Origin of the sequence: Thermomonas beijingensis (assembly GCF_020034655.1) — a bacterium.
GTDB lineage: Bacteria > Pseudomonadota > Gammaproteobacteria > Xanthomonadales > Xanthomonadaceae > Thermomonas > Thermomonas beijingensis.
The window spans coordinates 100,060-112,962 of the sequence record NZ_JAIQDJ010000006.1 but is presented as its reverse complement, the minus strand read 5'-3'; the positions used below and the strand labels follow the sequence as shown (position 1 = coordinate 112,962).

At 61.0% G+C, this 12,903-nt stretch carries 17 protein-coding genes, 1 tRNA gene and 1 pseudogene; 4 read left to right on the top strand and 15 right to left on the bottom strand.

Annotated features, from left to right (window positions below; translation table 11 throughout):
* Positions 1 to 626: IS3 family transposase (locus tag K7B09_RS10705; protein WP_223629447.1), on the top strand; the 626-nt coding region annotated here is incomplete at its 5' end.
* On the opposite strand, the gene K7B09_RS10700 is transcribed toward K7B09_RS10705, so the two are convergent.
* The 5 genes and pseudogenes from K7B09_RS10700 to rplM form a co-directional block, all read right to left on the bottom strand.
* Positions 627 to 989: a hypothetical protein gene (locus K7B09_RS10700; protein WP_223629446.1), complete on the bottom strand. Its 363-nt coding sequence runs from the start codon at positions 987 to 989 to the stop codon at positions 627 to 629. It abuts the gene before it with no gap.
* A 158-nt stretch (positions 990 to 1,147) separates the two neighbouring features.
* Positions 1,148 to 1,462 (bottom strand): annotated as a pseudogene (locus tag K7B09_RS10695) (integrase core domain-containing protein); the annotation flags it as partial.
* Positions 1,463 to 1,599: 137 nt separating this feature from the next.
* Positions 1,600 to 1,674 (bottom strand) — tRNA-Gln (locus K7B09_RS10690).
* Between the two features lie 135 nt (positions 1,675 to 1,809).
* Entirely contained in the window at positions 1,810 to 2,202 is a 393-nt protein-coding gene (rpsI, locus tag K7B09_RS10685; RefSeq protein ID WP_223629445.1) for a 30S ribosomal protein S9, read from the bottom strand.
* Between the two features lie 3 nt (positions 2,203 to 2,205).
* Positions 2,206 to 2,634 (bottom strand): 50S ribosomal protein L13, encoded by a 429-nt coding sequence (gene rplM, locus K7B09_RS10680; RefSeq protein ID WP_223629444.1) that lies wholly within the window; start codon positions 2,632 to 2,634, stop codon positions 2,206 to 2,208.
* Between the two features lie 223 nt (positions 2,635 to 2,857).
* On the opposite strand from rplM, the gene coq7 reads away from it, so the two are divergent.
* A complete protein-coding gene (gene coq7, locus K7B09_RS10675) occupies positions 2,858 to 3,502 on the top strand; it encodes a 2-polyprenyl-3-methyl-6-methoxy-1,4-benzoquinone monooxygenase (protein WP_223629443.1) in 645 nt (214 codons plus the stop codon).
* 7 nt (positions 3,503 to 3,509) lie between these two features.
* On the opposite strand, the gene K7B09_RS10670 is transcribed toward coq7, so the two are convergent.
* Positions 3,510 to 4,070, bottom strand: a complete 561-nt coding sequence (locus tag K7B09_RS10670; protein ID WP_223629442.1) for a YaeQ family protein — start codon at positions 4,068 to 4,070, stop codon at positions 3,510 to 3,512.
* Positions 4,071 to 4,212: 142 nt separating this feature from the next.
* Complete coding sequence (gene speD / locus K7B09_RS10665; protein WP_223629460.1) at positions 4,213 to 5,004, bottom strand: adenosylmethionine decarboxylase; 792 nt, start codon at positions 5,002 to 5,004, stop codon at positions 4,213 to 4,215.
* 125 nt (positions 5,005 to 5,129) lie between these two features.
* Between speD and crp the strand changes: the two genes are divergently transcribed.
* On the top strand, positions 5,130 to 5,810 hold the full coding sequence (gene crp, locus K7B09_RS10660; protein ID WP_223629441.1) for a cAMP-activated global transcriptional regulator CRP: 681 nt from the start codon (positions 5,130 to 5,132) through the stop codon (positions 5,808 to 5,810).
* A 34-nt stretch (positions 5,811 to 5,844) separates the two neighbouring features.
* Complete coding sequence (locus K7B09_RS10655; RefSeq protein ID WP_223629440.1) at positions 5,845 to 6,315, top strand: GNAT family N-acetyltransferase; 471 nt, start codon at positions 5,845 to 5,847, stop codon at positions 6,313 to 6,315.
* A 74-nt stretch (positions 6,316 to 6,389) separates the two neighbouring features.
* On the opposite strand, the gene K7B09_RS10650 is transcribed toward K7B09_RS10655, so the two are convergent.
* From K7B09_RS10650 to K7B09_RS10615, 8 genes are all read right to left on the bottom strand, one after another.
* Entirely contained in the window at positions 6,390 to 7,118 is a 729-nt protein-coding gene (locus K7B09_RS10650) for a haloacid dehalogenase-like hydrolase (RefSeq protein WP_223629439.1), read from the bottom strand.
* Positions 7,115 to 7,903 carry an indole-3-glycerol phosphate synthase TrpC gene (trpC, locus tag K7B09_RS10645; protein ID WP_223629438.1) on the bottom strand — a complete coding sequence of 263 codons (789 nt, stop codon included), beginning with the start codon at positions 7,901 to 7,903 and terminating at the stop codon, positions 7,115 to 7,117. Before trpC ends, K7B09_RS10650 begins: the two co-directional genes overlap by 4 nt.
* A complete protein-coding gene (gene trpD, locus K7B09_RS10640) occupies positions 7,900 to 8,937 on the bottom strand; it encodes an anthranilate phosphoribosyltransferase (RefSeq protein ID WP_223629437.1) in 1,038 nt (345 codons plus the stop codon). The genes trpC and trpD overlap by 4 nt, the downstream gene beginning before the upstream one ends.
* Entirely contained in the window at positions 8,934 to 9,518 is a 585-nt protein-coding gene (locus K7B09_RS10635) for an anthranilate synthase component II (protein WP_223629436.1), read from the bottom strand. The genes trpD and K7B09_RS10635 overlap by 4 nt, the downstream gene beginning before the upstream one ends.
* Positions 9,519 to 9,593: 75 nt before the next feature.
* Entirely contained in the window at positions 9,594 to 10,949 is a 1,356-nt protein-coding gene (locus tag K7B09_RS10630) for a sensor histidine kinase (RefSeq protein WP_223629435.1), read from the bottom strand.
* Positions 10,946 to 11,623: a response regulator transcription factor gene (locus K7B09_RS10625; RefSeq protein ID WP_223629434.1), complete on the bottom strand. Its 678-nt coding sequence runs from the start codon at positions 11,621 to 11,623 to the stop codon at positions 10,946 to 10,948. The genes K7B09_RS10630 and K7B09_RS10625 overlap by 4 nt, the downstream gene beginning before the upstream one ends.
* Before the next feature lie 136 nt (positions 11,624 to 11,759).
* Complete coding sequence (locus tag K7B09_RS10620; protein ID WP_223629433.1) at positions 11,760 to 11,990, bottom strand: hypothetical protein; 231 nt, start codon at positions 11,988 to 11,990, stop codon at positions 11,760 to 11,762.
* Between the two features lie 153 nt (positions 11,991 to 12,143).
* Positions 12,144 to 12,893: an SIMPL domain-containing protein gene (locus K7B09_RS10615; protein WP_223629432.1), complete on the bottom strand. Its 750-nt coding sequence runs from the start codon at positions 12,891 to 12,893 to the stop codon at positions 12,144 to 12,146.
* Positions 12,894 to 12,903 lie beyond the last annotated feature (10 nt).

Sequence of the window (12,903 nt, the reverse complement as noted above, 5' to 3'; positions counted from 1 at the left end):
ACCGCCTTCGCCGTGAGCAAGGCTTGTGCACGCGGCGGCGCAGACGCTTCATGCGCGCCCGCGCCGCCTACCAGCGCACGCCCGCCGCACCGCGGCTGTGCACGTGGCCGTTCGCTACCGATGCGCCCGACCGGCTCTGGGTCGGCGACATGACCGTGCTCCCAACACGCGAAGGCCCTCTGTACTTCGCCGCGCTGGTCGATGCGTGTAGCCGTCGCGTCATCGGCTGGGCGATGGACGACCACCAACGCCTGGATCTGACCGAACGCGCACTCGAGATGGCGCTGCAGCAACGTCGCCCGAAACCCGGCCTGCTCCTTCACCACGATCGCGGCAGCCAGTACACCGGAGCGCGGTACCGGGCAAAAGCGGAGGCAGCGAAAATCCAGCTGAGCATGAGTCGTCCGGGCCTGCCGTACGACAACGCCATGGCCGAGAGCTTCTTCGCCACGCTCAAGCTGGAACTGATGGACGATAAACCGTTCGAAACCCGCGACGCCGCACGCGCCGCGGTGTTCGAATATGTCGAACTGTTCTACAACCGCATCCGCATGCACTCGGCACTCGGCTACCGGGCGCCGATGCAGGCGGAGCGGGATTACCAAACCGTCAGGACTGTATCCTGACTACCCGTCTGTGGAATGCGGGGCAGTCCAGGGTGACCCAATTTCACTCCAATAGGTATTGAGTGCATAAGCGGCATTGCGCGCGCCGGCAAAGGCGTCTTCGAGTGTCTTGCAATCGATGGAACCGTTAGGTGCATTCGTGCCGGTCTCGCCCGACATGCAGCGGGAATAATCTGGTTCCTGCGCGTGCGCACTTTGCCCCCATCCGAGCAGCAACATGCCAACCATCAGGCAAAAGACAGCCCCCATCGCCCGCTTAACCATCCTCGTTCCCACAATGCTTCTCCATGCAAAAAAAACACCACGTCCATGCGCGATGCGGTGCGGTGCGGTGCGAATTGATTGTTGTTGCGGCTGCCTCATGCCGGTAAGTCGGCATGCCCCTAGGCACGATAAACCGGCGGAAATTATCCCGGAAGAAATCAATTCGCAAGAGTGTGCTTGCGGTTGTTTTCGTTTTACAGGTACCTGATTAGCCCCATCGCTCAGCCGGAAGTCGCATGATTTGCCTCTCACTGGCCTTACGTCTTCAGCGAGAGTGGGCCACCATGGCGATCAATTCGATCCCGTTTCAACGCGGCCTGCGCTTGTTTGATCGAGTCGAACAGCGCACGGGCCAGCCAGGCATAGCGGACGGTGCGGTTGTAGCGTCCGACGTAGGTGGTCTGTTGCGGCTTGCCCGGTTGGATATGCTGAATGCACATCTTGTGTCGTTCCGCCCAAACCAGCAGCGCGCCACTGCTGTACTCCGGGCCGTTGTCGCAGCGGATTATCTTTGGCTTGCCGCGCCATTCGATGATCTGCTCCAGTGACCGGATAACACGTGCCGCGGGCAGGATTCCGACAACCCACGGATGCCCCCACATATTCAGGAATTTCAATGGCCCCTCTGGACGCTACTGGCCGCAGACAACAAAAAACCCCGGTTTCCCGGGGTTTCTTGGACTTCCTTGGACTTGCGTGGATCGGTATATGGCAGCCCCGGATGGATTCGAACCACCGAATGCCTGAGTCAGAGTCAGGTGCCTTACCGCTTGGCGACGGGGCTATGGAACTGATTGTACTTCGCCCGAATACCTCCGGGTGAAGCGCTTGGCCGATCGGCCTCTGGCTGGGAGTGGTCGCGCCGCCTGTACTGACAGTACAGGCAAGCTGCCACGACAATGCCGGAGGGCGACTCGGATTAGCGCTTGGAGAACTGGGTGGCGCGACGTGCCTTGTGCAGACCGACCTTCTTGCGCTCGACTTCACGCGCGTCGCGGGTCATGAAACCAGCCTTGCGCAGTTCGGACTTCAAGGTTTCGTCGTATTCCACCAGTGCGCGGGCGATGCCCAGGCGAATGGCGCCAGCTTGACCCGTGGTACCACCGCCGGTGGTGGTCACCAGAATGTCGAAGGTCTCGGTGTTCTTGGTCAGCTCCAGCGGCTGACGCACGATCATGCGTGCGGTCTCGCGACCGAAGAACTCGTCGATCGGACGATCATTGATGGTGATGTTGCCGCTGCCCTTGCGCAGGAACACGCGGGCAGTGGAGGACTTGCGGCGGCCGGTGCCGTAATTCTGAGTGATAGCCATGATTTAGAGGTCCAGGACTTGCGGCTGCTGGGCAGCGTGCGGATGTTCGCTACCGGCGTAAACCTTGAGCTTGCGGTACATGTCGCGGCCCAGCGGGCCCTTCGGCAGCATGCCCTTGACGGCGATTTCGATCACGCGCTCCGGGTGACGCTCCAGCGCCTGCGCCAGATTTTCCGACTTCAGGTTGCCGACGTAGCCGGTGAAGCGGTAATACATCTTGTCTTGCAGCTTCTTGCCGGTCACCACGATCTTGTCGGCATTGATCACGACCAGATAGTCGCCGGTGTCGACGTGCGGGGTAAATACGGGCTTGTGCTTGCCGCGCAGGCGATAGGCCAGTGCTGCGGCCAGACGGCCAAGGGTCTTGCCCTCGGCATCAACGACGTACCAGTCGCGCTGGACGGTCTCGTTCTTGGCAATGAAAGTTTTCATGGGGAACTCTTCTAGGGGTACCTGGTCGGGCTGGTTCCAATGCTTGGAACGTCACCTCGCGTTTGACTTTTGCGGCCGGCAGATGCAATCCGGGCACGAAAGGAGCGGAATCATAGCGGGTTTTGCGGGGCGGCGCAAGCCAGCCCCCTTTCCAAAGCATGTCCCAATGCCCCTGCACGCATTGCGCACGCCGCCCTCCCCGCATCCATTCTAAAATGCGGGCATGACAACCGTCCGCCATTTGAGCCCGCTGGATCGCCTGCTGGATTCCACCCAGAACGCACTGATCACCCTACTGGGGTCCCCGCGTGCGCAGCGCCTTAACCCCGGGCTGGACACGCCGGAGGCGGCGCTGGATACCCACGAGCGCCAGCACGCCGCCGGCCTGATGCGAATCAATCATGTCGGCGAAGTGTGCGCGCAGGCGCTCTACATCGGCCAGGCGGCAGTCGCACGCGACCCCGCCACCCGCGCGCACTTGCTGCACGCGGCGCAAGAAGAAACCGACCACCTTGCGTGGTGCGCCGATCGTTTGCATGAGCTGGGCAGCCGCCCCAGCGTGTTCAACCCGTTGTGGTATGCCGGCAGCTTTGCCATTGGTGCGGCCGCCGGCCTGCGTGGTGATGGCTGGAATCTGGGCTTTGTGGTGGAAACCGAGCGTCAGGTGGAAGCGCATCTGCAGGAACACTTGCACAGCCTGCCACTCACCGATGCGCGTAGTCGCGCCATTTTGTCGGTGATGAAAGACGACGAAGTGCGCCATGCCGACAACGCGATGGCTGCCGGGGCACGCCTGTTGCCGCGCCCGGTGGCCATGCTGATGGCCGGCGCATCCCACGTGATGAAAACCGTGGCGTATCGGGGCTAAGCCGCCGTCAGTCTGGTGCCAGCGCACCGTCTTGCATGCGCAGGCGCGGCTGCAACGACACGCTGCGGTGGGCATCCATCAATTGCAATTCACCATCCTGAATCATCGCGGTGACCCGCATCCCGCGACCGAGCAATGCCGTCGCTTGCGCGACATCCGCGTCATCCAACTCGATCACCGTCAAGTTGCGCAGACGACTGAGTGCCTGTGCATTGCGCTTCCACCAGGCATCTGCGGCCTGCCTGCCATACCCGACCACAATGACTTGCGCGGCGCGTCCACTGGCCTTGCGCAAACGGCTTTCGTCCGGCTGCCCCAATTCGATCCATTGTTCGATGCTGCCGGTGTAATCACGCCGCCACAGTGCCGGCTCGTCCTCGTCACTCAGGCCGCGCCCAAACTCCAGGCGCGCGTCGGCATGCAGCGCAAACGCCAGCAAGCGCACCAGCAGGCGGGTCTCGGTTTCGGAAGGATGCTGGGCCAGTGTCAGTGCATGACTGGCGTAGTAGTGGCGATCCAGATCAGTGACCTGTAGCTCGGCTTTGAAAATCGTGGCATTGGCGGCCATGGCGCATCCTTGGCCGCGCGGCCAGCTATGAAGTGTGTCCCATTCTACGGGCAGCCCATGTGATGGGACTGGCAACGGTAGCCCCTCAGCAAAACGCCGGCTTGCGCCGGCGTTGTTGTTGCATTACCGCAGCCACAGCCGATCAATCCACCAGATTGCGGCCGTGGTAGAGCTCTTCGATCTCGCGCTTGAGCCGCGCTTCCACTTTCAGCCGATCCTTGAACGACAGGTTGCGTGCTTTTTCCTCGAACAGATACTGGTCGAGATCGAAATCCTTCAAGTGCATCTTGGTGTGGAACAGGTTTTCCTGATACATGTTGACGTCGATCATTTCGTAACGTGACTTCACGTTCTTGGCCAGATAGTCCTGGATCGAATTGATCTTGTGGTCGATGAAATGCTTCTTGCCCTTCACGTCGCGGGTGAAGCCACGCACGCGGTAATCGGCCACCACGATGTCGGATTCGAAACTTTCGATCAGGTAATTCAACGCCTTCAGCGGCGAAATCACGCCGCAAGTCGAGACATCGATATCGGCGCGGAATGTCGCAATACCATTGTCCGGGTGGGTTTCCGGATAGGTATGCACGGTGATGTGCGACTTGTCCAGATGCGCCACCACCGCATCGGAAATCACGCCCTTGGCGTCGGCCTTGTCGATCACCGGTTCTTCGGAAATCAGGATCGTCACCGAGGCGCCCTGCGGGTCGTAGTCCTGGCGCGCGATGTTGAGGATGTTGGCACCGATGATTTCCGCTACATCCGTCAGGATCTGGGTCAGACGGTCGGCGTTGTACTCTTCATCGATGTATTCGATATAGCGCCGACGCTCATCTTCCGACGTGGCATAGCACACGTCATAGATGTTGAAGCTGAGTGACTTGGTGAGGTTGTTGAAGCCTTGCAGCTTCAGGCGCGGCAGCGGTTTGACCACGGCATTGGATCCAGCAGGACAAGACAAGGCGGGAATTATGCGGCAAACCGACCGCCAGCGCGCACGCAAGTTTGCTCTCGGTCACGGTTCCGCCTAAGCTTCGGCCATTCACCGGTAGCTAACAAATGACCAGCACCTTTCCCAAAACCGCCCTGCTTCGCACCGTCAATCCGATGGGGGCCGATGCCGCCACCATCGAACGCTTCGTTGCGCAGTGCCATCGGCGCAAATATCCCTCGCGCTCCGATATCTTCAATCCCGGTGATCCGGCCAATACGCTGTACTACATCATTTCAGGATCGGTCAGCATCATTGCCCGGGAGAGCGATGACCGCGAACTGGTACTGGGCTATATCGGCGCCGGCGAGTTCATCGGTGAAATGGGCTTGTTTGTGGAAACCCATCAGCGTGGTGTGGCCTTGCGTACCCGCACCGCCTGCGAACTGGCCGAAATCAGCTACGAGCGCCTGCAGTCGCTGCTGCAGACACAGGCCAATGACGCTACCCGCCTGCTGTTCTCGATCGGCGCGCAAATCAGCCAACGGCTACTGGATACCAGCCGCAAGGCGGGCCGACTGGCGTTCCTGGATGTCTCCGACCGGATCTATCGCACCCTGTTCGATCTGGCCCGCGAGCCCGAAGCAATGACCCACCCGATGGGCACCCAGTTGCGGGTATCGCGTCAGGAGTTGGCACGGCTGGTGGGCTGCTCACGCGAGATGGCCGGGCGTGTACTGAAAAAGCTGCAGGCCGATGGCAAGCTGCATGCACGCGGCAAAACCGTGGTGGTATACGGCACCCGCTAGCCATTTCCGGTAGTTGCAAGAGGAGTTCGCACGGATGGGACATGCGTTTTCACCGAACCGGTATTTGCAAGACGTGGATCTACGCAATGCCGTGCCTGCCGATGCCGATGATGTGGCGCAACTGCTGGCCGAGCTGGGCTACCCCTGCGAGCTTGCCGATGCTGCCGAACGGATCAGCATGATTCTGGCCAATGACCGTCAGGCACTGGTGTTGGCGCGCCGCGAGGGCGCGGTCTGCGGATTGATGGCGCTGGATTTCATGTATTACCTGCCGCTGGGCACCACCACCTGCCGCGTCACGGCCCTGGTGGTCACACCCAACGCACAAGGCATGGGCATTGGCCGGCATCTGCTGAAAGAAGCCGAACGCCGCGCACGTGCTGGCGGCGCGGCCCGCATTGAATTGACCTCCGGCGCACAGCGGATCGAGGCGCATGCGTTCTATCAGGCGTGTGGCTACAGCGGCAGCTCGGTGCGCTTTGTAAAGCCGCTGGGTTCGGCCTGAGCGCACCCCATGGCCCGGTCTCCTGCAGGGATAGCGTAAGCCACGAATGCATTTCAAGGCGCCTGGTTCGCGGCTTACGCCACGCCCATCAGGTCACCGGCACGGCCCGGGCAGCCCCAGTTGAGAATTGGCGTTCCGGCTGGCAACACGCGCCGAAACATCACCACCCGGCCCGCCTTGGGGTTGACCACCACGGGCTGCTGCGCCGCCTGCAACAGCGGTAGATCAGCACTGCTGTCGCTATACGCGGCAGCGACCTGTCGCGTATAACCGGCAGCGCGCAGCATCGTCATCTTCATCGCGTAGTGGCAGTGCTGCTGCACCACCATGCCGCCATGGCCGGGGCCGAGCACCGTGCCAATGACCGGCACGTCACCTTGCCCCGCCAGCGTCAAAATCGCACGCGCCAATGCGGGCGGTGCGCCGGTGGCCAACACCACGCAATCGCCGGCCTCACGGTGCCGACGAAACACCGCCAAACCGATTGGCAGTAGCCGTTGCTTGATCGCTGCGGCATGCAGCGCGACATAGCATGCGGTCAGCAACTCCACGTCACGCGGGCCATTCAACCCCACCGTGCCGGCCCAGGTGAACATCGAAATACCGGCGCGGCGGGTGGACAGAAAGGCCACCAATGGCCCCGCGATGGGGGCCAGCAGCAACGCCAGCAGCACGCGCCACCATTTGCGACAAATCAACCACCAATACAGGTGACTGCCGGAATCGCCGTTGTACAAGGTGTGATCAAAATCAAACACCACCAGCGGCGCATTGCCCGCTGGCGTTGACTGCGGCTGGCTCATGCAAACAACTCGCGCAGGGCTGCACCGGGGTCAGGTTGGCGCATGAAGGCTTCGCCCACCAGGAACGCATGCACATCGGCATTGCGCATCCGGGCCACATCGGCTGGCGCAAGAATGCCGCTTTCGGTCACCAGCACGCGGTCGGCAGGTACCGCGTGTTGCAAGTCCAAGGTGGTTTGCAATGCCACTTCGAAGGTTTTCAGATTGCGATTATTGATCCCCAGCAGCCGCGCCGGCACCGGCAATGCGCGCTCCAACTCATCCAGATCATGCACTTCCACCAGCACATCCATGCCCAGCGCGTCGGCAATGAAGGCATATTCGGATAACTGCACATCATCCAGTGCGGCGGCGATCAGCAGCACGCAATCGGCACCCAGTACCCGCGCTTCGTACACTTGATAAGCATCCACGATGAAATCCTTGCGCAGCACCGGCAGCGTGCAAGCTGCACGCGCTTGCTGCAAAAAAGCATCGCTGCCCTGGAAAAAATCCACGTCGGTCAACACCGACAAACACGCTGCGCCGCCGACCTGGTAGCTGCGTGCAATGGCTGCCGGATCAAATTCAGCGCGAATCACGCCTTTCGATGGGCTGGCTTTCTTCACTTCGGCAATCACTGCCGGCAAGCCGGCGGCAATCTTGCCGGCAATGGCATCGGCAAAGCCGCGCACAGGCGGCGCGGAGGCGGCGCGGGCTTTGAGTTCGAACTGCGAAACCTGCTGGCGGCGTGCCGCCACTTCGTCCCGTTTGCGGGCCAGGATGGTGTCGAGAATAGTGCTCATGCCTGCGCTGCAAGCTCCTGCGTCAAGGTGATGTAGTGGTCGAGTTTGGCCCGTGCGTCACCACTGGCAATCGCCTTGCGTGCACGCGCAATGCCATCGGCAATATCCTCGGCCACGCCGGCGGCATACAGCGCGGCACCGGCGTTGTAGGCCACGATCTCGCGCGGCAAGCCGTCCTGATTGTCCAGCGCCTGCATGAGCAGCGTCTTCGATTCTTGCGCATCGGCCACTTTCAGGTTGCGGCTATGCGCCATCGCGATGCCAAAATCCTCCGGATGCAGCTCGTATTCGCGCACCACGCCATCGCGCAATTCACCCACCAGGGTGCCCGCGCCCAGCGAGAGTTCATCCATATTGTCGCGGCCCCACACCACCAGCGCACGCTCGGCACCCAGCTCTTGCAAAACACGCACTTGGATACCGACCAAATCTGGGTGGAACACGCCCATCAAGATGCCCGGCGCATTGGCCGGATTGGTGAGTGGGCCAAGAATATTGAAGATGGTGCGCACGCCCATTTCGCGGCGCACCGGCGCCACCGCTTTCATGGCGGGGTGATGCACCGGCGCGAACATGAAGCCAATGCCGCAGCGTTCAATGCACGCAGCCACTTGCTCTGGCTGCAATTCAATACACGCGCCCAACGCCTCCAGCACATCGGCGCTGCCGGACTTGGACGACACGCTGCGGTTGCCGTGCTTGGCCACTTTTGCGCCGGCGGCGGCGGCCACGAACATCGAAGCGGTGGAAATATTGAAGGTATGTGCCCCATCGCCGCCGGTGCCGACGATATCCACCATGTGACGACGATCCATCACCTGCACCGGGCGCGCAAACTCGCGCAGCACGGTGGCCGCGGCGGCAATTTCACCCACAGTTTCCTTCTTCACGCGCAGGCCGGACAAAATTGCGGCGGTCATCACCGGCGACACATCGCCGCGCATGATGTGCCGCATCAGGTCGACCATCTCATCGAAAAAGATTTCACGATGTTCGATGACACGCTGCAACGCGCCTTGCGCGGTAATACTCATGCTGTGCGATCCAAGAAGTTTTTCAACATCGCATGCCCATGCTGGGTCAGAATGGATTCGGGATGAAATTGCACGCCTTCCACCGGAAATTCGCGGTGGCGCAGGCCCATCAATTCTTCCACCGTGCCATCGTCGTTTTCCGTCCATGCCGTCACTTCCAGGCAGTCGGGCACGCTGGTTTTCTCGACTACCAAGGAATGATACCGGGTGGCCTCGAACGGGCTGGGCAAGCCGGCAAACACACCCTTGCCCTGATGCACGATGGGCGAAGTTTTGCCGTGCATGATGCGACCGGCGCGAATCACTTGCCCGCCATACACCTGGCCCAACGCCTGATAGCCCAGGCACACGCCAAAGATGGGGATCTGCGGGCCAAGCTCGCGCAGCACATCCAGCGATACCCCCGCCTCATTGGGCGTGCATGGCCCCGGCGAAATCACGATCTTGTCGGGCCCCAGTGCCGCGATTTGCGCCACGTTCAACGCATCATTGCGCTCTACCCGCACCTCGGCGCCCAACTCCTGCAGATATTGCACAAGGTTGAAGGTGAAACTGTCGTAATTGTCGAGCATCAGCAACATGGCGGTCTGCGCCCAATCGGGCAGGGTGCGGGGGGCCGTGCAGGATAACGCAAGCACGCACCGGACTTGCCACACTCACGGGAATGGCAACATCACCCGTACCCGTAGCCCGGGGGCATTGTCTTGCAGCTCGATATGGCCGCCATGGTGGGCCACGATGGCGCGCACCAGGCTCAAGCCAAGCCCGACTCCGGGCGAACCGCGATGGGCTTCCAGCCGCTGGAAGCGGTCGAACACGCGCGCACGCTCGTGTTCGGGGATGCCAGGGCCGGCGTCGGCCAATTGCAGACATGCACCATCCGGCTGCGCCTCCAGTGACAGCGTCACCTCGCTGCCGGGTGGCGCGTATTTCAAGGCGTTGTCGAGCAGGTTCACCAGCAATTGGAATAACTGATCGCGATCCCCCCGTACCGTCACCGTCTGCAACTGCGTGCTGATGCGAATGCCGCGTTCGGCGGCAATCGGCGCGTACAGCTCCACCGCGTCATCGGCCAGTTCACGCAAATCCTGCAGCGGAGCATCACCTTCCAACGGCTGTGCTTCGATCCGTGCCAGCCGCAACAGCGCACCAAACGATTGCAACAACTGATCGGTTTCGGCCAGTGCCTTGTCCAGCCTGAGTTGCACGCCGGGATCGGTTTGCTGCTGGCGCAGGTCTTCCAGCCTGTTGCGCAGACGCGTCAACGGCGTGCGCAGGTCATGGGCGATATGGTCGGTGGCATGGCGCACACCACTGAGCAATTCTTCGATGCGATCGAGCATGGCATTGAAGCGTTGCGCCACTTGATCGAAAGCATCACCGCTGTGATCCAGCGGCACCCGCAATCCCATTTCACCACCGCCAATCTGGGTGGCAGTGGCATCCAGGTTTCGCAGGCGATGCCCAACCCAACGCGAGATCAGCCAGCCCACCAACCCACCCACAACCGCTGCAATCAATAGCGTCAACAGCGCCGCCTGTTGCATTACCTGCAACAATTGATCCTGTCCTTGCAAACGCTGCCCGGTCAGCAACACCTCACCCGTCTTGAGGGTTTGCACATACGCCAACACACGCAGGGTCTGGCCTGGCTCCGGGGAAAGTTCATTGAACTCTACCCATTGCCCGCGCCGACCCGGCTTGCGGCCCTCCGGCAACCGCCCAAGCAGGCTGCCACCTTGCGCATCGGCCAAGGCATACACCGCATCCGGGTCACCATCGGGATCGTGGATGCGGTCTTGCAATTCGCCCAGCAATCTTGCGTGCCCGCCCTCGTGATAGATGTCCAGCAAAGTGGCTGCATCGCTTTTCACCAACTCGCGGGTGTCTTGCAACAACAACGTGGACACCGCGACATACACCACCGCCCCAACCAGCACGAAAGCGGCAAGGAAAAAACCCATCACGATCAACGCCAATCTGGCGCTGGTGGAGGGCAACAGGCGCTTCATTCACCTAGCCGATAACCGGCACCCCGTACGGTGTGGAGGATGGGCTTTTCGAAGCCGTGGTCGATTTTTTGCCGCAACCGGCTGATATGGACATCAATGACATTGGTCTGCGGATCGAAGTGATAGTCCCATACCGCCTCCAGCAACATGGTGCGGGTCACCACTTGCCCGGCGTGCCGCAGCAGGTATTCCAGCAAGCGGAATTCACGTGGTTGCAGTTCGATGCGACGGCCTTCCCGACGTGCCTCGCGTGAGAGCAAATCCAGCTCCAGACCTGCGGCCTGCAGGCGGGTGGCTTCGCGCTCGCTGCTGCCTCGGTTGCGCTTGATGATGCCATCCAGCCGCGCACTGAGTTCTGCGAAGGCAAACGGCTTGACCAGATAGTCATCGGCACCGGCGCGCAGCCCTTCCACCCGATGATCGGTATCACCCAATGCGGTCAACAGCAGGATTGGCAACGGATTGCCGGCACCGCGCAGAGTGCGCAACAAGGTTATGCCATCCAACCCGGGCAACATGCGATCGAGCACCAGTGCGTCATACGGCTCGGTGCTGGCCAGAAACAAGCCTTGCTTGCCATCACTGGCGTGATCCACGGCATGCCCGTCCTCGCGCAGGCCTTTGGCAATGAATGCAGCGGTGTGGGTATCGTCTTCTACCAGCAAGATGCGCATGTTTTCTCCCGTTCAACAAAAGCATACCCCGCAGACTTGCATCTGCGGGGTATGTGCAGCGACCTGACGGCACGGTGATGCACTGTCAGTACCTGTCAGTGCACCACCGTTACGGGGGAGTACCCGCCGCTATGGATCAGCTCTTTGCCGGTTCTGCCGGAGCGGCGGCCTTGGAAGCGCCAGCCTTGTGGTGCTTGCGGTGATGCTTCTTGTGATGCTTGGCAGCCGGGGCAGCCTTGGCCGGCGCGCTGCTGGCAGCAGGTGCGGCCGGAGTGGTGGCCTGCGGAGCAGCCGGCACGGCGGCAACGGCAGCGCCAGTGAGTGCGGTCAGGGCAACAGCGAGCAGCGTCTTGCGAATGGTGTTCATGTCAATTCCTCAGACTTGGAGTGATTTCGATGAGGGCCATCCCCACCGCAGGGACAGGTTGCGCCTGCGCAACTCTCCGTGAGCTTGCTTGTGCATGAACAATTGGTAAGAAATGCGGGGCGACCGGTTGACCTGCGGATCGACGCTGTTGCGTCAGTCGGTGAGGGTGTAGATCACGTACACATCTTGCGCAAGTTCGATGTGCCCCTGCCGCATGACCGCACCCGGCGACATCAGCGCACTGCCGGTGACCGTCACGCTATCGAGCGTCTTGGGTGACGCCAGCACAACCGGCGGATCATCATTGCCGCCCTCGACATATTGCACGTTGAAGCCACGGTTCGAGACGTTGTGGACGCTGCCCAGTTTGCGCCCTACGGCCTTGGCCATAACTTCGCCGGTCAGGCGGGCGTCTTCCACTGCTTTTGTCATCAGTGCGCGCCGCACATCATCCGCATGTGATGTTTCAAATTCACCAGTATCAATCTGTATTTCCTTGCTGCTGGGCAAGCTGCCGATCATCTTCGACAAATCCGCCAGCGCATGAAAACGCAGCTTGACGACACGCTGATAGACGTTACCGAGGAACACCTGCTTTTCAGTCGCGCGATCATAGCGGTATGCCGGTGACACGTTCATATTCGATACCGTCACATCCGCGTCCTGCAGTTTCATTTGTTTGACTGTGGCCAAGATGCGTTCGGCATGCCCTTCAATCAATGCCTGTGTTTTGGCGGCATCCAAACTGGTGTCTTTCAAGGTGATTTCCAGCGGAAACACATCTGGCACCACCTCGGCCTTGGCCTTGCCATGTACGGCGATAAACGGTGCTCCACCAATCGATTGCGCCTGCGCTACCAACACGCAACCCGATAACAACATCCCTGCCAATAGCCGCTTCATGCATCGCTCC